A 24,382-nucleotide genomic window follows, 5' to 3' on the forward strand; every position below is an offset into this window, starting at 1 on the left:
CGAACCTCCTCAGTTCAGATCGATCGGCTTGCCGCGCATCTGGAAGTGTTCGGTGGCGACGAAGTTGAACGTCTTGCCGAGAATGATCACTTCGCCATTGGCTTTCATGATGAATTTGGAATCGCCGCACTCGATGACGAATTCCTCGCCGACGGCGATCTTCTTGAATTTGCCGACGCTCTCCAGCGATGTCTGGCCGACATTGGTCACCTTGCTCACGCCGACCTGCTCGGCACGGGCAATGCCGATCGTGTCCGATTTGAACGAGCCGACAATCGTGTTCATGATGCCGGGCAGCGGAAAAAGGCTGGAGGCCGCGTCGCCGACACCCGTGCCGGAACCAGCCAGCGCCGTACCCGCATCCGCTCTCGGTGACGGCCCGGACACAACGCCCTCGCGGCTTCCCAGTCCGCCTGCACCAAGGAAACCCAGCGCTGAAGACGCCAGCGTGCCGGCAAAGGCCGCAAGCCCCGGCCCACCGCCGCCCGCAATTTGCCCGGCCTGGGCCAGCAGTCCGGCCGTATGTCCAGAGAGACCGCTGACAGCCCCCATCAGCGCCATGGCCATCGGCCCGGTGCCGCCGACGACGGTGTTCATCGAGCCGCCGACCTCGTGCTTCTGGTTGCCGCCGACTTCGACCGTCCGGTTCGCGCCGATCGCCGAAACCTCGTGCCGGTCGATGCGTTTGGTGCGGTCGTTCAGCACCCGCGTCGTCTGGTCCTTCTGGGCGTGGAAGAACATGTTCTCCTGGCCGGCCTCGTCTTCGAAGGTCATCTCATTGAAACCGGTGCCCTTATGGGTGTTGGACCGCATGACCATGCGCGTCTTGTTGGCCGGCAAGTCGTAAGGAACCGAATTGGAAGGATTCGGCACCACGCCGGTGACCAGCGGCCGGTCGGGGTCGCCGTCGACGAAGGCGACCATCACCTCCATGCCGATGCGCGGGATGACTTGGGCGCCCCAGGTCCCGCCTCCCCAGACCTGGCTGACGCGCACCCAGCAGGTGTCGGAACCGTCTTTCTTGGCCTTGCGGTCCCAGGGGAACCACAGCTTGATGCGACCGTACTGGTCGGGATGGATCTCCTCGCCGGAGGGGCCGGCGACGATTGCCACTTGCGTGCCCTCTATCCGAGGCCGCTTGGTCTCGCGGTGCGGCGTCATCGCCACCCGTGACGGCACCGCCTCGAATGTGTTCGTGTATTCCGGCTCGTTGCTGTTCGTCTCGTAAGAGCGGTCGACGACGGTATGCACCGCCTTGACCACCACATGCTCCTCATAGGCATGGTCGGGATGGGCGACTTCATAGGGGGTGAAGCGGCGCCCCGCCTCCAGGATGCGGGATGTCGAGCCGCCGAAGACCCGGTCGTGATCGGCTTCGGAGGCCTGCATCCTCAGTTTTTCCGCCCGCTCCGCCTCGGCCACCGAGGAGATGCGCGCCGGATATTCGTAGAGCTCGCGCTTGGTCGCTTCCGGCATCTGCACCAGCGACGGCGTCATCGTGCCGGGCACCATGCGCGGCGTCTCGAAGTTCCAGTCGGCACCGGCCCGCTGCCCCGGCACATAGGAATAGCGCCGGCTCCACTCGGTGATATGGTTGCGGTCGGCCGAGCCCTGCGCCAGGCGGACCTGCCCCTCGCCCTGCGCCGAGGGCGACGGGCCGAGCCAAGACCGGGCGCTGTCGGCCACATGCAGCTTGTGTTTGCCGTCCTCATGGGAGAACCAGTAGAACAGTCCGTCCTCCTCGAAACGGCGGGTGAGGAAGGCAAGGTCGGTTTCGTTCCACTGCACCGAATAATGCTGCGGCGGTGGTGGCGTGATCACGCCTGACGTATCGGGCGCCGGGATGCCGTGCTCGGAAAACAGCGTTTCGACGATATCGACCGAGGTCTTGTCCATCCAGATGCGGCAGTCGGAACGGCGCGACAGCAGCCACATCTGCGGGCGCAGCACCATGGAATAGGATCTGAGGCCGCGGGTGATCGGCGGCCCCTCGTTGAGTTCGGTCACCAGCCCGTTGAACGGCCGGCGCACGCCGCCGCTATCCTCGCCCTGCTGCACCTCGACGGAGACATCCATCAGCCGGCCGATCAACTCCTCCGGCTTGACGGATGGCTTCTTGGCGCGCGCCGACAGCTTGATCTCGAAGAGCGAAGAAATGCCTTCCTCGATCGTCACCCGCTCCGGCAGAAGCTGGTCCTCACCGAGCGGCGAGACGATCTTCAGAATACGGTTCGCCTGGATGAAATCGGCGGCGAGGGATTGCAAATCGTCCATAACATCACGTTCCGTCTTGGGAGCCGAATTACTGCTGCTGTTGCGGCCGAGGATGGGTTTTGAGGTAATCCGCCAGTGCTTGGAAATACTGCCCCAGCATTTCGGTATTGGCCTGATCGGAGACCTGCTTATAACTTTCGATGAGCGCGTCGCGCTTGGCCTTTCCACCCGGGCTCTCATAGAAATCCGTCAGCACCGACAGATCTTCCGGAGACAGGGTGGCGAGCACGAAGGTAAGCCGCGCCTTTTCATTCGCCCGTGCCATGTCCTTGGGAAGCGGCTTCTCGTTCTCGCTTTTCGAACGCAGCGACGAGATCACGCTCTTCATCTCGGATTGCAGCTTGTCCTGCGGAGCGGACGCCAGTGTCCCGGCATCGGAGTTGGAGAGGGTCTCCAGGGACAGATACATGAGCTGGGCGGTGAAAGCCGTTTCCACGGCAAGATCCGGGCCGGCCATTAGATCGGCAAGCCGGTTGATACGCGGCCCGTTGACCGGGTCGGCAAGACGCGTTTCGATATCCTTCGCCGCGGTCTGGTCCTGCGCTTCATACATGCGCGCGACCTTCGCCTGCCCCTCTTCCAAAGCCGCTGCCGCTCTGGCGAAGGCTTTCGGATCGACGCCATCGTCGCCGGCCTCACCGACGGCTTTCGATATTTCGGCCAGCATGCTGTCGGCCTTGAAGGAAGACCGCGCCGCCGTTTCAAGCAGCGGCTGCGCATCCGAAGTCGCCGAAATGCCCCGATCGGCCGCAGCCTTGGCGACATTGTCGACAGCGGCGGTCGTGCCGGAAAGGCGCGACGCCACCTCTTCGATCTGAAGCAGGGACTGATCGGTGGTGTCAGAGGCACCGACCATGCCGGACGCACTTGCGGCCATGGCGCAGACGAGAGCGGCCGCAACCAGCGGCCAGCGCATGCGCCCCATCAATCCGTGCGGCTTCAGGAGATCCGTCAACAGCATCGACACCCCTCAGATCATCCTGACGTCGGTGAGCTGCTTGGGCCGCGCGTCGGTGGAAAGTCGGTTGATGATCTGCTCCGCCTTCGCCAGTTGGGCGCGGCCTGTGGGGTCTATCAGAAGCTTTTCGGCAAAATTTTGCTCGGGATAGAAGGATGAATTGCCGGTAAGACGGCTGAGCGTGTTGATGCGATCCCGTACGACCGATCCGATATTGTCGTATTCGACACGCTGACCGGGTTCGAAAGGCTGGAGCGGCCGGCCGATAAAGCGGGGCGAAGTGGCCTTCGGATAATCCGATGCCGAGGGCATCTGCGGAATGGCGTTCTTGCTGTATTCGATATCCCGGCCCATGCCACCGACAGTGCCGCCGGTGGCCGGCACATAGGTCACCAGCTTGTCGGAATCCAGAACCGCGCTCATGTAGAACAAGAGCTCCATCTTCTGGGACAGCCGGTTTTCGTCGACGCGCCGGCTCTCCGGCGGATTGCAGAACGGCGTCTTGCCAACCAGATCGGCAAGCCTGGATTTGTTGGCCTCGCTGATCGAATTGTCCTGCTGCACGCCCCTGACCAAATCATGCACGCAGATGTGGTTGGTATCGATGAAATCGGCGATCCGCGTCATGAAATTGAGGGCGGTCGGCGCGGAAGCGATCGGCGCGCTGCTCGTCAGCTTTTCCGCAGCGCTGGTCACCTGCTTGTTGGCGAGCTTCTTGGCCTCGTCGAGCACGCCGCCGAGCGCAAACATCACCGGCTTGCTATTGGCCGCGGCATGCATCAGGTCGAAGGTGCGGTTGAGATTGTTGTTGCAGATCACCCGAAGCGCCGTGCGCCCCGCCAGCACACGCACCGAGGTCGTGGCAAAGGCGGCCATCATGATGCTGCCCGTCAGGACCGAAGCGGAAAACACGAAGAGCTCGGCCAGCATCCGGTCGCGGGCTTCCTGGGCTTTCGTGGTCTTCTGGTAATTGTCGACGGCGAGATCGTAAGCCCGCACATAGGGATTGGCGACATTCGTCTCCCATTGGGATTTGTATTTGGGCAATTCTACAAGAATATCGTTCAAACGATCAGTTGCAGCCGACACGATCATCTCCATTGTCTAAAGCGCAAGGATGTCTCTCAATTCATCTGCGAAAACAGTCTATTTCAGCGCCCTTCCCTGTGATGGAAAAGGCGCTCGAATCGTCGGCTGCAGTGCCAGCAGCAAGGCTGGCACTGCCGATGTTGAGAAGCCTCAGGCGGCCTTGGTGGTCGCGAGATCGTAAGAGGCGATCATCGGCGACTGCGGCGAGTGCTTGTCGTCGTAAGGCGTGTACTTCACTTCCATCTTGGTGAAGTTCAGCTTGATCGTCTCGACCGGGCGGTCACCGTTGGAATCGATCGAGTAGCTGGCGATCAGCGTGTTCTCGAGGGAATACTCGATGTAAGTGTCGCCGGGGTTGCCCGTGGTGACGAGATGGATGACGGAGCGCTTGCCGGTGCGGCCCGAGCAGGCCTCCTGGAAGAGCTTGGTCGACGAGGAGTCGCTGACCTTGGTGAGGATCACTTCCGAAACGGTCGGCTCGGAAGCTTCGCGGTTTGCCGCCGAACCGGCGGAGGTGTTCATGTTGCGGGCGACGTTCCAGTGAATGGCTTCGATGTCCATCCACTTGCGATGCTGCTCGTGGGTCGCATCCCCCTGGATACCGTCGATCTGAAGATAAATCGGCATGCTGTCAGCTCTCCTATTGGCGGTTGAGTGCCTAGTTGCGTCTAAGGCGTAGTTGCCTTTCTTCTCGCTGCTCCCCGAGTGCGCTTGCGGCTCGGGGCTACTTCATCCGACAACCGGTTTTCTCCCGGCGTGTCGAATTCCTGCGGGGCGGCCTCTTCGGCATCGAGGCCGAAACGGTGGCCGTCGTAACCGATGGTGACCCCGTGAATTTTCTTCCCCTGGCCAACGGCATCGAGGAAAAATGTCGAAAGATCAGGCAAGAGGTCGCGGGCAATCATGACCTCGATCGCGCGGGCGCCCACCTCGCTGGCGCGGGCGCGCGAAATCAGCGCGTCGCGGGCTCCCGGCGAGAGTGAAAGCCTGGTCCCGTAGGTGGCCTCGACCCGCTCGCGGATGCGGCCGATCTGGATATCGACGATGCCCGAGAGGGTCTGGTTGCCGAGCGGCATGAAGGGCAGCACGGTCGTACGGCCCAGGAAGGCCGGCTTGAAATGCTTCTGCAATTCCGGCGTCAGCAGCGCTTCGAGCGCGTCGGCCTCGGGCATCGTGTCGGGGTCGGCGGCCAGTGCGGCGATCATCTCCGAACCGGTATTCGCCGTCATGACGATGGTGGTGTTCTTGAAGTCGATGTCCCGGCCTTCGCCGTCGCGCAGGGTTCCCTTGTCGAACACCTGGTAGAAGATTTCCTGAACGCCCGGATGCGCCTTGTCGATCTCGTCGAGCAGCAGCACCCCATAGGGCCTGCGCCTCACCGCCTCGGTGAGCACGCCGCCTTCGCCGTACCCGACATAACCGGGCGGCGAGCCGAGGAGCATGGAAATCTTATGCTCCTCCTTGAATTCGGACATGTTGATGGTCGTGAGGTACCGGCTGCCGCCATACAGCATGTCGGCGAGCGAAAGCGCGGTTTCGGTCTTGCCGGTGCCGGACATGCCGACCAGCAGGAAGACGGCCGGCGGCCGGCGCGGATCGGAAAGCCCGGCGCGGGCCGCCCGCATCGCTGATGCGATGCGCTCGATCGCCGCGTCCTGGCCAAGCACTCGCTCCTTCAGGCGGGCATCGAGCGTCTTGACGGTCTCGATCTGGTCCGACAGCAGCTTGCCGACCGGAATGCCGGTCCAGCGAGCGACGACGGCGGCAACGATTTCCTTGTCGACGACGCGCGGTAGCAGCGGCGTTTGATCCACGACTGCCGCCAGGCTGCGTTCCGTGACGGCAAGTGCGGCGCGTGCGCTTTCCGCGGTCATGGCTTGCGATGGGAAAGGCGCGACATTCGTGCCGTCGCCCGTCTTGTCGGCCGGCGCCAGCGGGACGACGGCGTCGTCGGGCGAGAAGAACTCCTCCAGCCGGTCCGCTTCCCGGACGAGCCGGTTTTCTTCGTCGAATTTCGACTGGAGCGTCTCGATCTCCAGAACGATCTGCTTCTGCTTGCCGGCGATCTCCTCAAGCCGGGCGCGCTTTTCCGGCGTCTCCGGTTCGCGTGCGAGCCAGTTCGCCTCGGTTTCCAGAAGATCGCGCTCGTCGGCGAGCAACTTCAGCGCCTCCGGCGTCGTCTGGCGCGCCAGCGCCACCGCAGCAGCGGCCGTGTCGATCAGGCTGATCGCCTTGTCGGGAAGCTGCCGGTCCGGCAGATATCGCGCCGAAAGCCGGACGGCGGCGATGATCGCCTCGTCGCGGATGCGGACCTTGTGATGGGTTTTCAGGCCTTCCGCCACGCCGCGCAGCATGCGGATTGCGGCTTCTTCGTCCGGCTCGCGGACATGCACTGTCTGGAAGCGGCGGGTGAGTGCGGCATCCTTTTCGATGAAGCGCTTGTATTCACCCCAGGTCGTCGCCGCGATCGTCCGCAGTTCTCCCCGCGCCAAAGCGGGCTTCAGGATATTGGCGGCATCACCCTGTCCCGCCTGCCCGCCGGCGCCGATCAGCCCATGCGCCTCGTCTATGAACAGGATGATCGGCTCGGGCGAGGTCTTCACCGCATCGACCACGCCATGCAAGCGCCGTTCGAACTCGCCTTTGACGCCGGCGCCAGCCTGCAGCAGGCTCAGGTCCAGCAGCAGCAGCTTCACGTCCTTCAACCGGGTCGGCACGTTGCCGGCGGCGATCTCCAGGGCAAGCGCTTCGGCCACCGCGGTCTTGCCGACTCCCGCCTCGCCGACCAGGATCGGATTGTTCTGGCGCCGGCGCATCAGGATATCGATCAACTGCCGCAATTCGCCATCACGGCCGATGACCGGGTCGATCCGGCCGGCGCGGGCATCCGCCGTCATGTCGTGGGTGTAGAGCCGCAGGAATTCATTGTCCCCAGAGAGGTTCGGAGACGGGGTGGCGGGCATGGAAAGCGGTTCCGACGAACCGGACGACGCTTTCTCCAGCAACCTGTCGAGCGTCGCCCTGTCGAGATTGCGCATCGATGGGGCAATGCCCCGCATCACGGCCCGCAATGTCGAATCATTGATCAGCGCGGCCAGCAGATCGGCCAGCAGCACGACATTCCGCCCGCATTGCAGCGATGCAACCAGAAAGGATTCCCTCCCAAGGGCAAGCAGGTTCGGAGAGAGCGCGAGCGAGGCGCCATCCTCCCGCGGCATGTCGGCGATCGCCGCGTCGAGCTCTGTCCTCAGCATTTCGGAGGAGAGCTTGAGCTCTTCGAAAACGGCAGAAAATCCTGCGATATCAAGAAGGGAGCGAAGCCAGTGGGCGATATCGACGACGGCGTGCTGATGCCGTACGGCAAGCGAAGCCGCTGTCTCAAGACCGACACGTAAATTGGGCTCAAGCGTTCTTATCAGACGATTGAGATCGATATGGGACATCCACCAGTCCTGTGTTTACGTCGAAATTCAGTATGCTCTCCTAACGCGAAGAAACAACTAGGGCGCTCATAAACCCTTGTCCAGAAGAAAAACGACTCTATTTTGAAAAACGAGCATATCGAAAGTCGTCATAAATCCGTCATCATCCTTCGATGGTTGACAAGCCAATATGAGCCGCCCAAAATGACCGTTCTTCGCAGTATGCTCTGCTTTTTGAGGAATTTAACCGCGTGAACGTTCGCGAAATTATAGATCCATTTGAACAAAATCATCCGTGCGGAGAAAACGTTCGGATTAATACTTCATCACGTGAAATATACTATAGAATTAAGGACGCGAGAAACGCCGCGCGTACAGCCGAACGTAGTATTTCTCCAGGCGACACTATTGCGCTTGCACCTGCCTGGCATGATGTTAGCAATCTTGGATTGCAGATCCTTTCTTCCAGAAGCAAGGACATCGAAGTATTGGCCTGGCTGGCGGAAGCGCAGTTACGGCTGCGCGGCTTCTCAGGATTGCATGACGTTTACGTCGCAACCGTGTCGCTTTTGGACAAGTATTTCGACGCTTTGCATTCGATCGGAGACGGCGATATCGAGGAACGGTTCGCGCCCTTCGCGGGCCTGAACGGCGTCGGCGGCGAAGGAACGCTGATCCAGGCTATTCGTTTGACATCGTTGATCCCCGGCGGAAAGTTCGCCCAGTTTTCGCTTTGGGATTTTCAGCTTGCACAGCGGCCGAACGAAGCCGAACGGCGCAAGGAATTGCAGCAGGCGGCGGCAGAAGCCGGTGTCGCTCAGATGTCAGCCCATCTCGGCGTGCTGACCGAGTGCATCGCCGCTTTCGATCGCATGGTCGAAATACTTGACAGACACTGCGGCGACCAGGCGCCACCGAGTTCGAATACACGCAATGTTTTGCAGGAGGCCGCTTCTGCAATCCGGATGCTCGCCGGGATCGAAGAGCCGCTCACCGCTCCTGAAGCCCTTGTCCCGCAGGGATCCGAGCCGTTGCAGGCAAGCAATGGCACCGAAGCCGAGGCCATTCGCATGCCACCGGTCAGCGCCGAGACGATTCGTTCGCGGGAAGAGGCCTTCGAACTTCTGATCGCCGTTGCCCGCTATTTCCGCCGTACCGAGCCCCATTCACCGATCTCCATGTCGATCGAGACGCTGGTGCGTCGCGGCCGCATGGACTTTTTCGAGCTTCTTGCCGAACTGCTGCCCGAACAACACACCCGCAACGCGGTGCTGACGGCAGCCGGCATCCAGCCCGTCACCGACAAGGGAGGCTAGCGGCAGGCCGCAGCATCTCAATTGACAATCCGCCGATGAGACGAAGGAGAATCTCGATGGCAAGTGTGCATGAAAAACTGGAACGGGTTCGCAAGCCGCGGGTCCACATCAAATACGAAGTCGAAACCGAAGGCGCGATGGTGGTGAAGGAACTGCCTTTCGTCGTCGGCGTGCTCGGCGACTTCTCCGGCAATCCCACGCAGGCGCTCAAGCCTTTCGGCGAGCGCAAATTCGTGCAGATCGACCGCGACAACTTCGATGACGTCATGCGCCGCATGACGCCAGGCCTCACCCTGTCGGTCGAGAACACCCTCGAGAAAGATGGAACCGAGATTCCGGTTTCGCTGAAATTCGAAAGCATGGCCGATTTCGAACCCGGCTCTGTCGTCGATCAGGTACCGGCGCTGAAGGCCCTGCTCAACGCCCGCAACCAGCTGCGCGACCTGATGAGCAAGGCGGACCGCTCCGAGGAACTCGAGCGCCTGCTCGAGGATATCCTGCAGAACAAGGCCGATCTCTCGCAGCTGGTGGCCCAGCTTGGCGGCGGCAAAGCCGAAGAGGCGAAGGACGTGTTGAACTGAGTGCCTGGGATCGCGGACCGATAGCGGCCCGCGCGTTCAATTCCTGAAAAGTCGTTGTCCGGCAGCCGCCCCTCTCGAAGGGAACCCCTCATGCTTCGAGGGCCGCCGCTTTCGCAAAAAGGATCGATAGATGACCGCCGAAACGCAATTGCAAACAAAGGAAGAAGCCGGGTTCGCGCCTGATGAGAACCTGCTCTCGAAGGTCGTTGCGGCAACCCGCCAGACCGAGCCCGACCGTGCCCAGGACCTTCTGCGCACGCTGACCGATCAAGCCCTGAAGGGTACGGTCAGCTATGATCGCAACCTGACGATCACACTGAACAATGCCATTGCCGAGATCGACAAGGCGATTTCAAGCCAGCTCGCGGCCATCATGCAGTCGCCCGAGTTCACCAAACTCGAAGGCGCCTGGCGCGGCTTGAATTATCTCGTCAAGAACACCGAGACCAGCGCCAATCTGAAGATCCGCGTGCTCAACGCATCCAAGCGCGATGTCGCCAAGGATCTGGCAAAGGCCGTCGAGTTCGACCAGTCGCGGCTCTTCAAGTCGGTCTATGAAGACGAGTTCGGCACACCCGGCGGCGAACCGATGGGCGCGCTGATCGGCGACTACGAATTCGACAATTCCTTCGACGACGTCCAGCTTCTGCAGGGCGTCTCGATGATCGCCGCAGCCGCTTTCGCGCCGTTCATCTCGGCCGCCAGCCCGCGTATGTTCGGCTTCGAGGATTTCCGCGAACTGGCCAAACCCCGCGATCTCGAGAAGATCTTCGAGACGGTGGAATACGCCAAGTGGCGCAGCCTGCGCGACAGCGACGATTCACGCTTCGTGACGCTCGCCATGCCGCGCGTGCTCGCCCGCATGCCCTACGGCCCGAAGACCAGCCCCATCGAAGAGTTCAACTTCGATGAAACCGGCGGCTCCAAGACCGGCGAACTGTCGCACGATTCCTACTGCTGGATGAACGCAGCCTATGTGATGGGCACGCGTCTGACCGAAGCCTTCGCCAAGAACGGCTGGTGCACCGCCATCCGAGGGGCGGAAAACGGCGGCAAGGTCGAAGGGTTGCCGATGCATATCTTCTCGAGCGACGACGGCGATCTGGACCTGAAATGCCCGACGGAAGTCGGCATCACCGACCGCCGCGACGCCGAGCTCGGCAAGCTCGGCTTCCTGCCGCTCTGCCACTACAAGAATACGGACTATGCCGTGTTCTTCGGGGCGCAGACCGCGCATAAGCCGAAGCTCTACGACCGGCCCGAAGCAACAGCCAATGCCGCCGTTTCAGCCCGTCTGCCCTATATGATGGCGACCTCGCGCTTTGCCCATTATCTCAAAGTGATGGGCCGCGATAAGATCGGCTCCTTCATGGAGGCGGAAGATTGCGAGGCCTGGCTCAATCGCTGGATCTCCAACTATGTCAATGCCAATGACGACGCCGGCGAGGAATCGCGGGCGAAATATCCGCTGCGCGAGGCAAAGGTCACCGTACAGGAGATCCCCGGCAGGCCGGGCGCTTACAATGCCGTGGCCTGGATGCGTCCGTGGTTGCAGATGGAGGAATTGACCACCTCGCTGCGCATGGTCGCCCGGATTCCCTCGAAGAACTGATGAAAGCAGGGTCGGGCGTGGTGGGTTCGCCGCCGCGCCTGACCCTTGCGTTCGAACATCTGTGTCAGGTTGACGATGGGTTCCAGCACTGAATGGCGGCGCCGGGCGGATCAGCTGATTACGCTGATCGACGAAGCGCTGAACAGGCAAGTCAATGCCATCCTCCACCATCCCGATTTTCAGGCGATGGAGGCGAGATGGCGAGGCCTTGCCATGCTCGTGCGCGAGGCAAGCCGCAGCGGCGAGGTGAAGGTCAAGCTTCTCAGCGTCAGCTGGAGCGAGCTCGCGCGAAGCATGGAGCGTGCCAGCGATTTCGACCAAAGCCATCTCTTTGAACTGATCTATAGCCGCGAGTTCGGCATGGCGGGCGGCGAGCCCTTCGGCCTGCTGGTCGGCGACTATCATCTTTCTCCCGCCGACCCGGCCGGTGGCGATCCGGTCGGCACGCTGTCGCAGATCGGCATGGTGGCGGCGGCCGCCTTCTGCCCCTTTATTGCGGGTGCAGCGCCGCAGGCGATCGGGCTTGAAGACTTTCACGAGTTGAACCGGGTCAACGACTTTTCCTGGCTTGCCCATGAGACGGCCCGCATCCGCTGGAACGGTCTGCGTGCACGGGAGGATTCGCGTTTCCTCGGGCTTGTCGCACCGCGCATCCTGATGCGCTCGCCGCTGACGCCTCATGCGCGCGATCGCAACGACGGCTTTCCCTTCCGCGAAAGCATCGCCGCCGACGGCAGTTCGCTTCTGTGGGGCAATGCCGCTTTCGCCTTTGCCACTGTCGTCATCCGAAATTTCATCGTCTCAGGCTGGTTCGCGGATATCCGCGGCGTCACGCAGGATGCTGTCGACGGCGGCCTGCTGAGTGCAGCCGACCTGCCGCCTTATGATTTTGGCACCGAAAGCAACGGACTATCAGCCCAGCCGCCGGTGGAAATCCAACTGACCAGCGGCCAGGAGCAGCAGCTTTGCGATCTCGGCATCATCCCCGCCGCCACCACCTATCTCTCCGCTTCGGCGATTTTCAATTCCAATCAGTCGCTGCATGCGCCGCCGCACTATTCCAACGAACATGCCCGCCAGAACGCCCGCCTCGCCGCCATGCTGCAATATGTGCTCTGCGCGTCGCGCTTCTCGCATTATCTCAAGGTCATCATGCGCGACGAAATCGGCCAGCTTTCGGATGCGATCTCGATCGAGCGGACGCTGGCGGACTGGCTGACCGCCTATACGCTCGGCAATGACGATGCCGACATCGCGTTGCGCACCCGCTTTCCCCTGCGCTCGGCCGGCATCAGCGTCGCCGAGATTCCGGGCAAGCCCGGCAGCTTCTCCTGCACCGTCCGGCTGCAGCCGCATTTCCAGCTCGATGACGTTGCCACCAGCTTCCATCTCGTCGCCGAGACCGCGACCACCGGCCAGACCCCGAGCCGCCCCATTGCCATACCCGAGAGGATGTCCGCATGACGCTTTCCGCCAGCATCGCCCAATCGCTCAGCGACGACGCCCTCGATGACGCGATCGAGGAGGTCAAGGCGCATCTGAAGATCAAGCCCTCGGATCAGGAGGCGCGGCATCTCTATATCGATCTTCTCGTGCTTGCCGGGGATTATCAGCGTGCGGACAATCAGTGCAGCCTTGCGGCCACCCTCTCTCCCGACGCGACGATGGGATTCGCCTTGCTGCGTAATGAGCTTCGGGCAATGGCGGCGCGTGACGCCTGGTTTACGAGCAGCGCCCTGCCGGAATTTCCGCAGGGGCCGAGCGAGCTCGACAAGCTCGCCGTCCGCCTCGGCATCGCCCATCGCGGCGGGGATGCGGATGAGGCGAGGACCGCGCTCGCTGCGCTCGAGAACCTGAGGGGCGAGCGCCCACTGATCTGGAACGGCAGGGCGGTCTCTGATTTCCGCGATCTCGACGACCGCACGCCGCACGCTCTCGAAGTCATCATGACCGGCGGCGCCTATCTCTGGATCGATTTCGCCAAGATCGCAGCTCTGTCGATAGAGCCAATTGCCCGTCCGCGGGATCTCGCCTTCCGCCGCGCCGAGCTCTCGCTGATCGACGGCGCGGCCGCGTCGGTGCTTCTGCCTGCGGTTTATCATGGCACCGGCAAGGATGCGACGCTCAGGCTTGGCCGTGAGACCGAATGGATCGAGGAACCCACGGGCATCACCACCGGCCGCGGCCAGCGCTGCTACCTCGCCGGCGACGAACTGGTTTCCTTCCATGACACCCAAAGTCTGGAGATCGTGCCGGCAACGGCTGCCGGCAGGCAGGTTGCGCATGGCTGATCCGCTCGAACGCTACCGGCTGCGCGACCGCGTCCTTGCCCGCTCGATCCTCGACAGGTTGATCGACGAGGCTCCGGATCGCGCCGTCGATCCGCCGATGAGCCTCGTCGATCAGGTCCGCGACGTCAGGGAGGCGATCCGCCGCGATCTCGAAGCGCTGCTCAACACGCGGCGCTGCCCGACCACGCCGCCGACGGCACTTTCCGAACTCAAGGACGCCCTGGTGAGCTATGGCGTCGACGGCGTCGTCTCGGCAAATCTGATGACCGACCAGGCCAAGCTCAAGCTGGCGCAAGCGATCGAGCGGCGGATCGCGCTTTTCGAAACGCGCCTTTCCGATGTCAGGGTGACGATCCTGAAAAGCCGGACGATGACCGAACGAGCGCTGCGCATGCGCATCCAGGCGACCTTCCGTCTGCATGAAGGCATGCCGCCGATCAGCTTCGAGTCGACCATCGATCCCTCGACCCAGCGCTTCCTCGTGGAGGCAGCGCATGGCTGAAGGTTTTCTGCACCGTTACAATGAGGAGTTGCTGGCGCTGCGCCGCCGGGCCGCACGTTTTGCCGACGCCTTCCCGAAGATCGCCGGCCGCCTGCGCATGACGGGAGACGTCGCCGACGACCCGCATGTGGAGCGCCTGATCCAGAGTTTCGCCTATTCGGCCGCCCGGGTCCGCCAGAAGCTGGACGACGAGTTTCCCGAACTGACCGACAGCCTGCTCGAAACGCTCTATCCCCACTACCTCTCGCCGCTGCCCTCGATGAGCATCGTCAGGTTCCGACCGAGCGATACGCTCGCCTCGGTCCAGACAGTGCCGCGTCATACGGAAATCCTGGCCGAGCCAGTGCGAGGGGAGGCCTGCCGTTTCCGCACCACGCAGGATGTCGAGATGGCGCCGATCGAGATCACCGGTGCAGCACTTTCCGGCCAGCCGATCAATGCGCCGCTTTCGCCCTATGTCGGCGTTGCCGGCTGCCTCAGGCTCTCCATCCGCAGCCTCGATGCCCGAAAGCCCCTCGGCAGCCTCGGCGTGAACCGGCTGCGCCTGCACATTCCCTCCCCCTGGCAGCAGGCGGTGGCGATCTACGAACTGCTTGCCAATCACACGCTCGGCATTGCGCTCGCCAAACATGCGGACGACCGGTCGCCGGTATTCCTGCCGGCGGGGAATCTCAAACCGGTCGGCTTCGAGCCCGAAGAGGCCATGCTGCCCTATCCGGCGCCGAGCTTTGTCGGCTACCGGCTGCTGACCGAATTTTTCGCTCTGCCACGGAAGTTTCTTTTTCTCGACATCGAGGGACTCGATGCCTGGCGCGGCGAGACGCTGGAGCTCTTCGTCTACCTGAGGGACAGCGACGCCAAACTCGAGCGAGCGGTGTCGGTCCGCGACTTCGCGCTCAATGCGACGCCTGTCGTCAACCTCTTCCGCCAGGTCTGCGAGCCGATTGCCATCGACGGCACCCGCACCGAATACCGTCTCCTGCCGGACGCGCGGCGCCAGAAGACCCGCGAGATCTATTCGATCGATCGCGTTCTCCTGACCGGATCGCGCGGCCAGGAGGAATTCTGCCAGCCGTTCTTCGGACGCTCGCAACGGGCAGGCGCGAGCCCGACCTATTGGCAGGCCTATCGCCGTTTCGACGAAGACGACAGGACCAGCGACATGGACATCGCCTTCGTCGATCGCCAGCGCCGCTCCGCCGGTCCCGTCGATGCGGTCGCGAGCGTCGATACGCTCTGCCTCAATCGCGACCTGCCGGAACAGCTCCCCTTCGGCGGCGGCCATCCTTTCCTGCAGCTCGCCTCCGGCCATGAAGCGGTCGCAAGTGTCGAAGCGCTGATCCCGCCGACGCCGTCGGTCAGGATGAACGATCAGGAGGGCCGAAACTGGCGGCTGATGTCGCATCTCATTCTCAATCACCTGTCGCTCTTCGACAATGACGGCGCGGCGCTGAAGGACATCCTGTCGCTCTACGCCTTCCGGGACAGTCCCGAGACCAAGCAGTTCGGCGATGCGCTCGTCCGGATCAAGGCGGGCAACTCGACTGCCCGTCTCGGCAGCGGCGGCATGGTGCCCGGCACCGAGATCGCGCTCGAATTCGATCCGGCCGCCATCGACCGGCCTTCGGCCTTCCTGTTCGGCAGCGTGCTCGACCGTTTCTTCAGTCTCTATACCTCGGTCAACAGCTTCACCCGGCTGACCATCGGGATGAAGGGGCAGTCGAGGCCGATCGCCCGATGGCCGGCACGCGCCGCCGAACGCCCGCTGCTCTGAGGAAGGATCGCTCTCAAATCATGGATCTCCCCGTCGCCCGCCAACCAGACGCCCTTGCCGATCTGCTCGAACGCGACCCCGGCCGCTTCGAGCCGGTGACGGCTTTCCGTGTTGCGCAGGCTTCGGTGGAGGAAGGGCGGCTCGATGTCGCCGCCCATGTCGGCGTCTCGCCGGCGCCGCTTGCGGTCAGCGGATACAGCCGCAAGGCCGGCCGGGCCGTCATCCGCAGCGCGCTTGCCGGTCTCGTCGGCGCGCTCGGCTCGATGCCGTCGGCCTATAACGAACTTGTCATGCGCGAGGAGCGCAACAGGTCACGGGCGCTGGCCGGCTTTTTCGACCTGTTCGGTGCGCGGATGGCGGAACTCTTCACCGACGCCTGCGAGAAATACCGCATCGCCCGGCGGCTGCGCTGGGGCGGCACGTGGGCAAACAACGCCTTCGTCACCACGCTCCTGTCGCTCACCGGTTTCGGCACCAAGCGTCTCGTCGAAAAGAGCGGCGTCGACGAAGAGCTGATCCTGCGTTTCTCCGGCTTTTTCGCCGCGCGCAACCGCAATGCTTCCAATCTGCGCGCCATGCTGCGCGAATTCAGCGGCCTGCCGGTGGAGATCGAATTGTTCCGCGGCCGCTGGCTGACCATCCCGGTGGAGGAGCGCAGCCGCATGGGCCAGCCGCAGGGCGTCCAGCTTGGGATCAATGCGACGGCGGGTGCAGCCATCCACGATTTCAGCGGCGGCTTTCGCATCGTCATCGGTCCGCTCGGCTATGCCGATTACCTGCAGCTCGCGCCGGGCGGCCGCGCCATCACCGAGCTCTTCGCCCTGACGCGGCTCTATGTCGGCGCCGCACTCGAATTCGACATACAGGCCATCCTGAAAAAGGAGGACGTCCCCTTCTGCCAGCTCGGACAGGTAGGCGATCCGCCGCGCTTGGGCTGGAACAGCTGGGCGAGGGTCGCGCCGGCGGCAAAGGACAGCGGCGATGCGGTGATCGTCGAGCGCCTGTCGGTCCAGGCGCGGTGAGGAGACGAAGATGCGGCTTGAACTGAAAGAGATCACCAGCGACGCGATGGCGCCAGGCCAGCCGAAATGGTTCTTCGAACGCGGCCGGCGAACGCTCGGCCGGGCGCCCGATTGCGATTGGCGGCTGCCTGAGGATCGGCGCTCCATCTCCAAGCTCCATTGCATCATCGAGCGCGACCGCGAAGGCTTCCTGCTGCGTGACCAGAGCGCAAACGGCTCCCGGGTCAACGGCATCGCCGTGCATGAAGGCCAGATCGTGCGGCTTTCCGACAGGTCGCGGCTGGAGATGGGCGGGCTTGCCTTTTCCGTCCACATATCAGGCGACAAGGACCGCGAGATCGAGGATCCCGATGCCGCCCTCGTGCTGAGCGACGAACCGCTGACCATCTCCGCAATCCTGGCCGATATCGCTCCGGGCGGCCATACCGCAAACGGCGTCCTTGGCGAGCGTGCGGTCGATGATTGGGGTCTTCCCGAAAAGGCCGGGAAAATCGGAGCGGCCTCATCCCGCAGTGTCGAGATCGGCTGGAGCGGCCCTCCGGAGATCCGGTCAGCCACCCAGCTTCTGCCGGAAGACTGGAATGTGGAGGAGACCGAATACGGCAGCCACCTGGAACATGGGGCCGCCACCCATGTCTCCGTGCCGATCGCCCAGCGCCGGCCGGCGCCGGTGATCGGGATCGTCAACGACAACGATCCGCGGCCCGAACCGGAGCCCGAGGAATTTCCGGCGCTGGCGATCGGCCGGCCCGACGCCTTCGCCGATCGGCTGGAGCCGCTGCTTGTCCGGCTCGAGCAAGCCATCGAGAATAGTTATGCGGTTTTCGAGATCAACGCGCCATCCTCCGACGGCGAGCAGGATTTCCTGGCCGGCGGCAGAGAGGAAGCGCTCCTTGCCCGCTTCGAGACCATGCTCGGGCAGCAGCTCAAACTCAATTCCGCGCTCGAGGCTCTCGTTCAGGCGGCAGGCCGGCTGGAGCCGCGCATCATCGAGGCGCGGGTCGAGACCGGCGCCTGGCGCCTGCCCTGGCGCCGGGACCAGGCCTATTGGCAGGCTTACCGGGCACTATTCGAAAAGGACGGCGAGAGCCGCTCGATCCATGACGTGTTCCGCGATGCGATGTCCGGCGCGGTGGACGACACGCAGGCACCGCCTCGTCCGCAAGACAGGCAGGAAGGAAAAGACACACATCATGAGGAATGAGAACCGGGTGGCCTGGAGCGAAGGCATGTTCCTTCGCGTGCAGCATTTTCAGCAGGCGGACCGCTGGACGGAGCGGCTCGTGCGCACCGCGACGCACGGCCTGTCGCCCTACCCCTGGGGTGTGGCCGAGATCGGCATCGACCGCGGCGCATTGGCGATCGGCCAATTCGCGCTGTCGAACCTGCGCGGCGTCTTGCCCGACGGAACGCCGTTCGAAGCCCCCATCGATACCGATCTGCCGCCGCCGCTCGATCTCGACGAGAACACCAAGAATGCGATCGTCTATCTGGCGCTTCCCGCCCGCCAGCCGGGCAAGGCCGACGTGGCGCTGAACGGTGGCGCCGCACGCAACAGCGTCCGTCTCGTCGCCTCGCCCTACGAAGCGCCCGATGCCAATGTCGAGACCGACTTCATGGCGCCGATCGATGTCGGCCGCCTCAGCCTGCGTTATCTCCGGACCGGCGACGAGCTTGCCGGTTACGAGCTCATCGGACTTGCCCGCATCATCGAGGTGCGCTCCGACCGGGCCGTGATCCTCGATCCGGACTATATCGTGCCGAGTCTCAACTGCACGGCCGCGGGACGGCTGAACGAATTGATCACCGAACTGCTCGGCATCGTGCGCCACCGCGCTGAGGCGATCGCCGAACGGATCGGCGACCCCACCATTCGAGGAACGGCGGAGGTCGGCGACTACCTGCTCTTGCAGATCCTCAACCGCGCCGACCCGATGCTGAAACATATTTCGGCGAATGCGACGCGGATCCACCCCATCGTCTTCTACGAAAACTGCATCCAGCTTGCCGGCGAGCTCGCCACCTTCACGACAGACCGCAAACGCGCCAGCGACTTCCCGCCCTACCGGCACGACGACCTGAAGGCGACCTTCGCCGCCGTCTTCGACGATCTGCGCGCTTCGCTGTCCTCCGTGCTCGAACAGGCGGCCGTGGCAATCGAGCTGGCCGAACGCCGGCATGGTGTCAGGATCGGCACGATCAACGACCGTTCGCTGCTCAGAGATGCCGGATTCGTGCTGGCGGTCCGGGCCGAGATGCCGGCCGAAGACGTGCGCCGCAAGCTGCCGGCGCAGATCAAGGTCGGCCCGGTCGAGCGCATCGCCGACCTCGTCAACGTGGCGCTGCCGGGCATTCCCGTGCGGCCGCTGCCGGTGCTGCCGCGCCAGCTCCCCTATCGCTCCGGCACCATCTATTTCGAACTCGACACCAAAAACCCGCTTTGGAAACAACTCGACACTTCGGGCGCCATCGCCGTGCATCTTGCCGGCGATTTCCCCGGGCTTGAAATAGAATTGTGGGCCCTCAGAGAATGAAGACCGAACCCGCCTCCACCTGGCAGAACCTGCCGACCATCGTCGAACTCACCGAGGATGGCACTCGGAAAAAGCAATCCGCCCGCAAGATGGCGGAGATGCTGGATGACGTCCTCGACTTTCCCGAAAGTGAGGCAGGAAAGCCGCCGGTGGGATCACCTCCGAAGAGCGCCGCGTCCATCGAAACCCTCGTCCGGGATTTTCGCTTCGGCGCCGACGACGTGCCGACGCTGGTACGCTCGGCCGCACCGCTGCTCAACCTCGCCCATGCCCTGCGCTACACGGAAGAACAGCCCGAGATCGACGCTTTGCGCCAGCTGGCGATCGAAGCCGTCGGCCGCTACGAGCGCGATCTGGCGAGCGCCCGCATCAGCCCCGAACGCGCGCGCGCCGCCCACTACGTCGTCTGCGCGACGGTCGACGATGTCGTGCTCAGCAAGGCCTGGGGCGTTCGCGCCGGCTGGGCCCGCTCGGGTCTCGTTTCCACCTTCCATATGGACGTGACCGGCGGCGAACGGGTATTCGACCTGCTCGATCATTTCCAGCAGAGCCCCGGCGCCAACAAGGACCTGCTGCTGCTCATCTATCTCTGCCTGTCGCTTGCCTTCGAGGGCCGCACCCGCGTCTCGGCGCGCGGCGGGCTGGAGCTCGGCCGCATCCGCGACAGTCTCTACAAGACGTTGCTCGGCCAGTACGGCGTGTTCGAACGGGAGCTGTCTCCCCATTGGAAGGGTGTTTCGGCCCGGCATCAGCCGCTGCGCACCGCGGCCGCGATCTGGACGCTGCTTTCGCTTCTGACCCTGATCCTGGCGTTCGGCTATCTGTTCTTCACGCTCTCGCTCAATCGCGCCTCCGACGGAACCTTCGAGCGGCTCGCCAAGCTGCCGCCGCGTGATATGCCGAGCGTGCTGGTCAAGGTGCCCGAAGCGCCCCGGCAGCCGCCGCCTGTTGTCGTCGCCGAAACCCCGCCGCCACCCCCGCCGCCGCCACAAGTGAAACCGCCGAGCCGGCTCGACAATCTGCTCGCCTTCCTTCAGCCGGAGGTCGAGAAGAAACTGGTCACGCTTTCGGATTCGAATGGCAGGCTGTTGGTCCGGATCAGCAATTCCGGCCTGTTTGCCACCGGCAGCGCGGAGGTCAGCCAGAAATTCCACGATCTTCTCCAGCGGATCGGCGGCGCGCTGGCCGCAGAGAATTTCCGCGCCGTGGTGGTGGGCTACACGGACAATGTGCCGATCCGCACCGTCCAGTTCCCCTCCAACTGGCACCTTTCCGAAGCCCGCGCCAAGGCGGTGGGCGAAATCCTCAGTTCGTTCACCGGGCCGGGCGCGATCCTGACCGAGGGGCGTGCCGACACCGATCCGATCGCCGGCAACGATACGCCGGAGGGCCGGGAGATGAACCGTCGCACTGAGATCCTGGTGCTGACCGATCCGAGCGAGCGGCTGAGCGATGCGGGTATGACGACACCGCGCCAGGCCGACATGCCGGATGACCCGACGGCGCCTGCTGTAGGAGGTGGTTCGCGATGAACCCGCTCAGTTATTTCTATACGCTGCGCTCCTATGTGGAGGCCTATGCCGGCCTCCTCGGCCGGCGCTTCATCTCGATCATCTGGGTGGCGGCAATCTGCGTCGTCATCTGGTTCTACGGCTATCTCGCCGCCTATGGCGATTTCAAGCCGCTGGCGAGCGCCAGTGTGCGGCTGACGCTGATCGGCATCATCATCGCCGCCTGGTTTGCTTATCTCGTCTTCACCACCATCCGCGACCGCCGCCGCGACAAAAAGCTCGTCGAAGGCATAGAGCGGGACGCGGAAGCCGAAGCGGCGGCCAGCCAGCAAGCCGAAGTGGGTGAGATCCACAATCGGCTCAAGGAAGCGCTGCAGCTGCTGCGCCGCATCACCAAGAAGCGTTTCGGCTATATCTACGAGCTGCCATGGTACGTCATCTTCGGCGCGCCGGGTTCCGGCAAGACGACGGCGCTCACCAATTCCGGCCTCAAATTCCCCCTCGGCGATGCGCTCGGCAGCAATTCGGTGCAGGGGATCGGCGGCACGCGCAACTGCAATTGGTGGTTCACCGACGAGGCCATCCTCATCGACACGGCTGGCCGCTATACGACGCAGGACGATCTGAATGGCGCCGCCAAGGCCGGCTGGGAAGGATTTCTCGGCCTGCTACGCAAATACCGGCGTTCGCAGCCGATCAACGGCGCGCTGGTGACGCTGTCGATCGGCGATCTCCTGACGCGCGATCCGGAGGCACAGCGCGAGGAGGTCAGGGCGATCCGCCAGCGGCTTTCCGAGCTCGACGAACTCCTGCATGCCCGCGTGCCGGTCTATCTGCTTTTGACCAAGGCCGATCTCCTGACCGGCTTCGTGGAATTCTTCGACGGTTTCAACAAAAGCGACCGCGAACAGGTCTGGGGCACGACCTTCGGCCTCGACGAAAGCTACAAGGCGGCAAATCTGCCGGAACGCTTCATGGAGGAATTCACCCTGCTGCAGCAGCGCGTCGACGCCATGCTGATCGAACGCTTGCAGCAGGAACCCAATCCGGAGCTGCGCGGCCGCATCTTCCGCTTTCCGGCCGAACTCACCTCTTTGAAGGAGCGTCTGCACGAGGTCGTCACCGAGCTTTGCTCGGGTTCGAAACTGGTGGAGGCGCCGCTCTTGCGCGGCATCTATTTCGCTTCCGGTACCCAGAGGGAGGAGACGGTCGCCGTTCCCCGCATGCGACGCAGCTATTTCCTCCCGCGTCTCTTCAAGGAGGTGATCTTCGGCGAAGCCTCGCTGGTCGCCCGCGACAAGCGGCTTTCCGGCCGGCAAATCCTCTTCCGCCGCGCCGCCTATGCGAGCGCGGTTCTGTTGCTGGCCGTCGTGCTGACAAGCTGGACGGCCACCTATATCCAGAACACCACCGCGCTCGCCGCCGCCGAAAGGCGCATAGACGCCTATGAGCAACTGGCGCGCGGCGTGCCGGTTCGCGACGTTTCGGATGCGGATTTCCTGCGTATCCTGCCGGCGCTCGACAATCTCGCCGCCGTCACCACCGACTTTTCGAAGACCCGCGTCTGGCCGGTCAGCCTCGGCCTCGACCAGGAAGGCAAGGTCGCCAGCCGCCAGCGCGAGGCCTATCAGCGGGCTCTGAACGCGCTGCTCCTGCCGCGCATGCTGGTGCAGCTCCAGAAGGACATGGGCGAAACCACCGACGTCACCCGAACCTTCGACGCATTGAAGCTCTACGGCATGCTCGGCGGGCTCGGTCCCATGGATGCAGACTTCGCCTCGCTTGAGGCGGAGGACATGTTCACGAAACTCTACCCCGACGAAGGCAGGGCCGCGGCCCGGCAGGCGTTGATCGCCCATGCCAATGTGATGGCGCGCGGCGCACTGCCGCCGATCGAGCTGGACAAGACGCTGATCGCCAAGGCGCGCGACATCATCCGCTCGCAGAACATCGCCAGCCGCGCCTATGACATCCTGGCGGAATATCGCGAGTCCCGCGCCCTTCCCGCCTGGAGCCCGGCAGGCGCGCTCGGGCCGCTCGGCGAACAGGCTTTCGAGAGAACCTCCAAGGCGCCGCTCAGCGAAGGCATTCCCGGCCTTTTCTCCGCGACCGGCTACCGCACCGTCGTTCTCACCGGGATTACCGACGCCGCACGCGCGGCGCTCGACGAGCAATGGGTCCGCGGCGATCCCAATCCAGCCGGCGTCACGGTCGATACGGTCGCCCAGGCGACGCTGCAGCTTTATTTCGACACTTTCGAGCAGCGCTGGTCGACGATCCTGGCCGATATCAGGGTAAAACCTTCCCAGACGATCGGCGATGCGGCAGAAACCACCCGCATCCTGGCGGGCAAGCCCGGTCCGGTCGAGACGATCACCAAATCGATCGTCGCCACCACCGATCTGCGTGGACCCGGCGCGGAAATCGCCTCGGCCGCCAGCGACAGCCTGCCCGCGTCGACCACCGCGCTTGCCAGCGCGGCGAATGCACCCGACCCGTTCGGCCGTCTGCGCGAAGCGCTGAAGGCGCCTGCCGGCCAGTCGCCGCTTGCCGAGCAGCCGAAGGATGCACCGCGATCGGAGATCGGGCAGCTCGAGCCGATCCTGCAGAGAGTGCAGGAGCAGCTCTCGCGCGCCACGACCTCCACCGCCGAAGTCGCGAAAGTCTTCGACGTCGACAGTCAGCTGACAAACGCCAATCAGGACCTGCTGCAGCAGGCCCGCAAGCTGCCGGCGCCGGTCGACACCTGGATGGCCGGGCTGGCTGCGGATGTCGGATCGCTGGCGGTCAAATCCGCACGCTCACGCATCAGCGACGCATGGGCGGCCGAAGGCGCAGGCTTCTGCTCGAACGTCGTCACCGGCCGTTATCCCTTCGAGCGGAAATCACCGCGCGACGTGGCGATGAGCGACTTCATCAGGCTTTTCGGGCCGGAGGGACTGTTCAAGACCTTCTTCAAGGAAAAGCTCGAAGCCTTCGTCGACACCAGCGCGTCGCCATGGGGCTGGAAGGGCACCTTCGGCGCAGCGAGCATTCCAAGCACGGCGATCGCCCAGTTCGAAAATGCCGACAAGATCAACCGCGCCTTCTTCCCGGCCGGTAGCGACAACCCGTCGATTACGATCAACGTCAAGCCGGTATCACTGACCGAGGCGGCCAGCGCCGTGATGCTGGAGATCGAAGGCGAACGCGTGGTCTATTTCCACGGCCCGATCCAATCGAAATCGATCACTTGGCCGTCGACGGAAGCAAGCAATGCGTCCCGCCTCGCCTTCCAGCCGGGTGGCTGGCAGCAGGCCTTGACGGAAAATGGCGATTGGTCGCCCTTCCGGCTGTTCGACGATGCCGACATCGCCATACAGGGCGACGACCTCTTCCGGGCGAAATTCCAGCAGGACGGCCAAGCGGCGGAATTCGACGTGCAGTTCGGTTCGGTGCTCAATCCATTCCGGCTGGAGGCGCTCGGCGCCTTCTCATGCCCGGCACAATTCTGACC

At 63.5% G+C, this 24,382-nt stretch carries 17 protein-coding genes; 12 read left to right on the forward strand and 5 right to left on the reverse strand.

Annotation, left to right across the window (positions count from 1 at the left end; all coding sequences use genetic code 11):
* Nucleotides 1–9 precede the first annotated feature (9 nt).
* The 5 genes from tssI to tssH all read right to left on the reverse strand — a co-directional run bounded on the left by tssI (nucleotide 10) and on the right by tssH (nucleotide 7,764).
* A complete protein-coding gene (gene tssI / locus FHT69_RS28065; RefSeq protein WP_183906259.1) occupies nucleotides 10–2,274 on the reverse strand; it encodes a type VI secretion system tip protein TssI/VgrG in 2,265 nt (754 codons plus the stop codon).
* Between the two features lie 28 nt (nucleotides 2,275–2,302).
* The gene (locus FHT69_RS28070; RefSeq protein WP_246780766.1) at nucleotides 2,303–3,235 is read right to left on the reverse strand and encodes a hypothetical protein; all 933 of its coding nucleotides are present in this window, start codon (nucleotides 3,233–3,235) and stop codon (nucleotides 2,303–2,305) included.
* Nucleotides 3,236–3,244: 9 nt separating this feature from the next.
* Nucleotides 3,245–4,321, reverse strand: coding sequence for a hypothetical protein (locus FHT69_RS28075; protein ID WP_183906260.1), 1,077 nt, complete (start codon nucleotides 4,319–4,321; stop codon nucleotides 3,245–3,247).
* 150 nt (nucleotides 4,322–4,471) lie between these two features.
* Nucleotides 4,472–4,948: an Hcp family type VI secretion system effector gene (locus FHT69_RS28080; protein ID WP_003575677.1), complete on the reverse strand. Its 477-nt coding sequence runs from the start codon at nucleotides 4,946–4,948 to the stop codon at nucleotides 4,472–4,474.
* A gap of 41 nt (nucleotides 4,949–4,989) precedes the next feature.
* On the reverse strand, nucleotides 4,990–7,764 hold the full coding sequence (gene tssH, locus FHT69_RS28085) for a type VI secretion system ATPase TssH (RefSeq protein ID WP_127430787.1): 2,775 nt from the start codon (nucleotides 7,762–7,764) through the stop codon (nucleotides 4,990–4,992).
* A gap of 230 nt (nucleotides 7,765–7,994) precedes the next feature.
* On the opposite strand from tssH, the gene tssA reads away from it, so the two are divergent.
* From tssA to tssM, 12 genes are all read left to right on the forward strand, one after another.
* A complete protein-coding gene (gene tssA, locus FHT69_RS28090) occupies nucleotides 7,995–9,059 on the forward strand; it encodes a type VI secretion system protein TssA (protein WP_080759911.1) in 1,065 nt (354 codons plus the stop codon).
* A gap of 56 nt (nucleotides 9,060–9,115) precedes the next feature.
* On the forward strand, nucleotides 9,116–9,640 hold the full coding sequence (gene tssB / locus FHT69_RS28095) for a type VI secretion system contractile sheath small subunit (protein WP_047616886.1): 525 nt from the start codon (nucleotides 9,116–9,118) through the stop codon (nucleotides 9,638–9,640).
* A gap of 130 nt (nucleotides 9,641–9,770) precedes the next feature.
* Nucleotides 9,771–11,252: a type VI secretion system contractile sheath large subunit gene (gene tssC / locus FHT69_RS28100; RefSeq protein WP_047616887.1), complete on the forward strand. Its 1,482-nt coding sequence runs from the start codon at nucleotides 9,771–9,773 to the stop codon at nucleotides 11,250–11,252.
* Nucleotides 11,253–11,327: 75 nt separating this feature from the next.
* A complete protein-coding gene (gene tssC, locus FHT69_RS28105; protein ID WP_183906261.1) occupies nucleotides 11,328–12,716 on the forward strand; it encodes a type VI secretion system contractile sheath large subunit in 1,389 nt (462 codons plus the stop codon).
* On the forward strand, nucleotides 12,713–13,543 hold the full coding sequence (locus tag FHT69_RS28110) for a type VI secretion system accessory protein TagJ (protein WP_183906262.1): 831 nt from the start codon (nucleotides 12,713–12,715) through the stop codon (nucleotides 13,541–13,543). The genes tssC (FHT69_RS28105) and FHT69_RS28110 overlap by 4 nt, the downstream gene beginning before the upstream one ends.
* Nucleotides 13,536–14,045: a type VI secretion system baseplate subunit TssE gene (tssE, locus tag FHT69_RS28115; protein ID WP_047616893.1), complete on the forward strand. Its 510-nt coding sequence runs from the start codon at nucleotides 13,536–13,538 to the stop codon at nucleotides 14,043–14,045. The genes FHT69_RS28110 and tssE overlap by 8 nt, the downstream gene beginning before the upstream one ends.
* Nucleotides 14,038–15,819, forward strand: a complete 1,782-nt coding sequence (gene tssF, locus FHT69_RS28120) for a type VI secretion system baseplate subunit TssF (RefSeq protein WP_047616895.1) — start codon at nucleotides 14,038–14,040, stop codon at nucleotides 15,817–15,819. Before tssE ends, tssF begins: the two co-directional genes overlap by 8 nt.
* Nucleotides 15,820–15,839: 20 nt before the next feature.
* Entirely contained in the window at nucleotides 15,840–16,841 is a 1,002-nt protein-coding gene (gene tssG, locus FHT69_RS28125) for a type VI secretion system baseplate subunit TssG (protein WP_097543427.1), read from the forward strand.
* 10 nt (nucleotides 16,842–16,851) lie between these two features.
* Nucleotides 16,852–18,045, forward strand: coding sequence for a type VI secretion system-associated FHA domain protein (locus FHT69_RS28130; RefSeq protein WP_183906263.1), 1,194 nt, complete (start codon nucleotides 16,852–16,854; stop codon nucleotides 18,043–18,045).
* The gene (gene tssK, locus FHT69_RS28135; RefSeq protein ID WP_183906264.1) at nucleotides 18,035–19,375 is read left to right on the forward strand and encodes a type VI secretion system baseplate subunit TssK; all 1,341 of its coding nucleotides are present in this window, start codon (nucleotides 18,035–18,037) and stop codon (nucleotides 19,373–19,375) included. Before FHT69_RS28130 ends, tssK begins: the two co-directional genes overlap by 11 nt.
* Entirely contained in the window at nucleotides 19,372–20,907 is a 1,536-nt protein-coding gene (gene tssL / locus FHT69_RS28140; protein WP_183906265.1) for a type VI secretion system protein TssL, long form, read from the forward strand. The genes tssK and tssL overlap by 4 nt, the downstream gene beginning before the upstream one ends.
* Nucleotides 20,904–24,380 carry a type VI secretion system membrane subunit TssM gene (gene tssM, locus FHT69_RS28145; RefSeq protein WP_183906266.1) on the forward strand — a complete coding sequence of 1,159 codons (3,477 nt, stop codon included), beginning with the start codon at nucleotides 20,904–20,906 and terminating at the stop codon, nucleotides 24,378–24,380. Before tssL ends, tssM begins: the two co-directional genes overlap by 4 nt.
* Nucleotides 24,381–24,382: the final 2 nt, after the last annotated feature.

This window comes from Rhizobium sp. BK008 (assembly GCF_014197345.1).
Taxonomy (GTDB): Bacteria; Pseudomonadota; Alphaproteobacteria; order Rhizobiales; family Rhizobiaceae; genus Rhizobium; species Rhizobium anhuiense.

Coding starts and splice junctions, on each gene's coding strand:
- tssK (WP_183906264.1), top strand. CDS start 18,035: ATGAGGAATGAGAACCGGGTGGCCTGGAGCGAAGGCATGTTCCTTCGC.
- tssI (WP_183906259.1), bottom strand. CDS start 2,274: ATGGACGATTTGCAATCCCTCGCCGCCGATTTCATCCAGGCGAACCGT.
- tssM (WP_183906266.1), top strand. CDS start 20,904: ATGAACCCGCTCAGTTATTTCTATACGCTGCGCTCCTATGTGGAGGCC.
- tssF (WP_047616895.1), top strand. CDS start 14,038: ATGGCTGAAGGTTTTCTGCACCGTTACAATGAGGAGTTGCTGGCGCTG.
- tssG (WP_097543427.1), top strand. CDS start 15,840: ATGGATCTCCCCGTCGCCCGCCAACCAGACGCCCTTGCCGATCTGCTC.
- FHT69_RS28110 (WP_183906262.1), top strand. CDS start 12,713: ATGACGCTTTCCGCCAGCATCGCCCAATCGCTCAGCGACGACGCCCTC.
- tssH (WP_127430787.1), bottom strand. CDS start 7,764: ATGTCCCATATCGATCTCAATCGTCTGATAAGAACGCTTGAGCCCAAT.
- FHT69_RS28080 (WP_003575677.1), bottom strand. CDS start 4,948: ATGCCGATTTATCTTCAGATCGACGGTATCCAGGGGGATGCGACCCAC.
- tssC (WP_183906261.1), top strand. CDS start 11,328: ATGGGTTCCAGCACTGAATGGCGGCGCCGGGCGGATCAGCTGATTACG.
- FHT69_RS28130 (WP_183906263.1), top strand. CDS start 16,852: ATGCGGCTTGAACTGAAAGAGATCACCAGCGACGCGATGGCGCCAGGC.
- tssB (WP_047616886.1), top strand. CDS start 9,116: ATGGCAAGTGTGCATGAAAAACTGGAACGGGTTCGCAAGCCGCGGGTC.
- tssE (WP_047616893.1), top strand. CDS start 13,536: ATGGCTGATCCGCTCGAACGCTACCGGCTGCGCGACCGCGTCCTTGCC.
- FHT69_RS28070 (WP_246780766.1), bottom strand. CDS start 3,235: ATGCTGTTGACGGATCTCCTGAAGCCGCACGGATTGATGGGGCGCATG.
- tssC (WP_047616887.1), top strand. CDS start 9,771: ATGACCGCCGAAACGCAATTGCAAACAAAGGAAGAAGCCGGGTTCGCG.
- tssL (WP_183906265.1), top strand. CDS start 19,372: ATGAAGACCGAACCCGCCTCCACCTGGCAGAACCTGCCGACCATCGTC.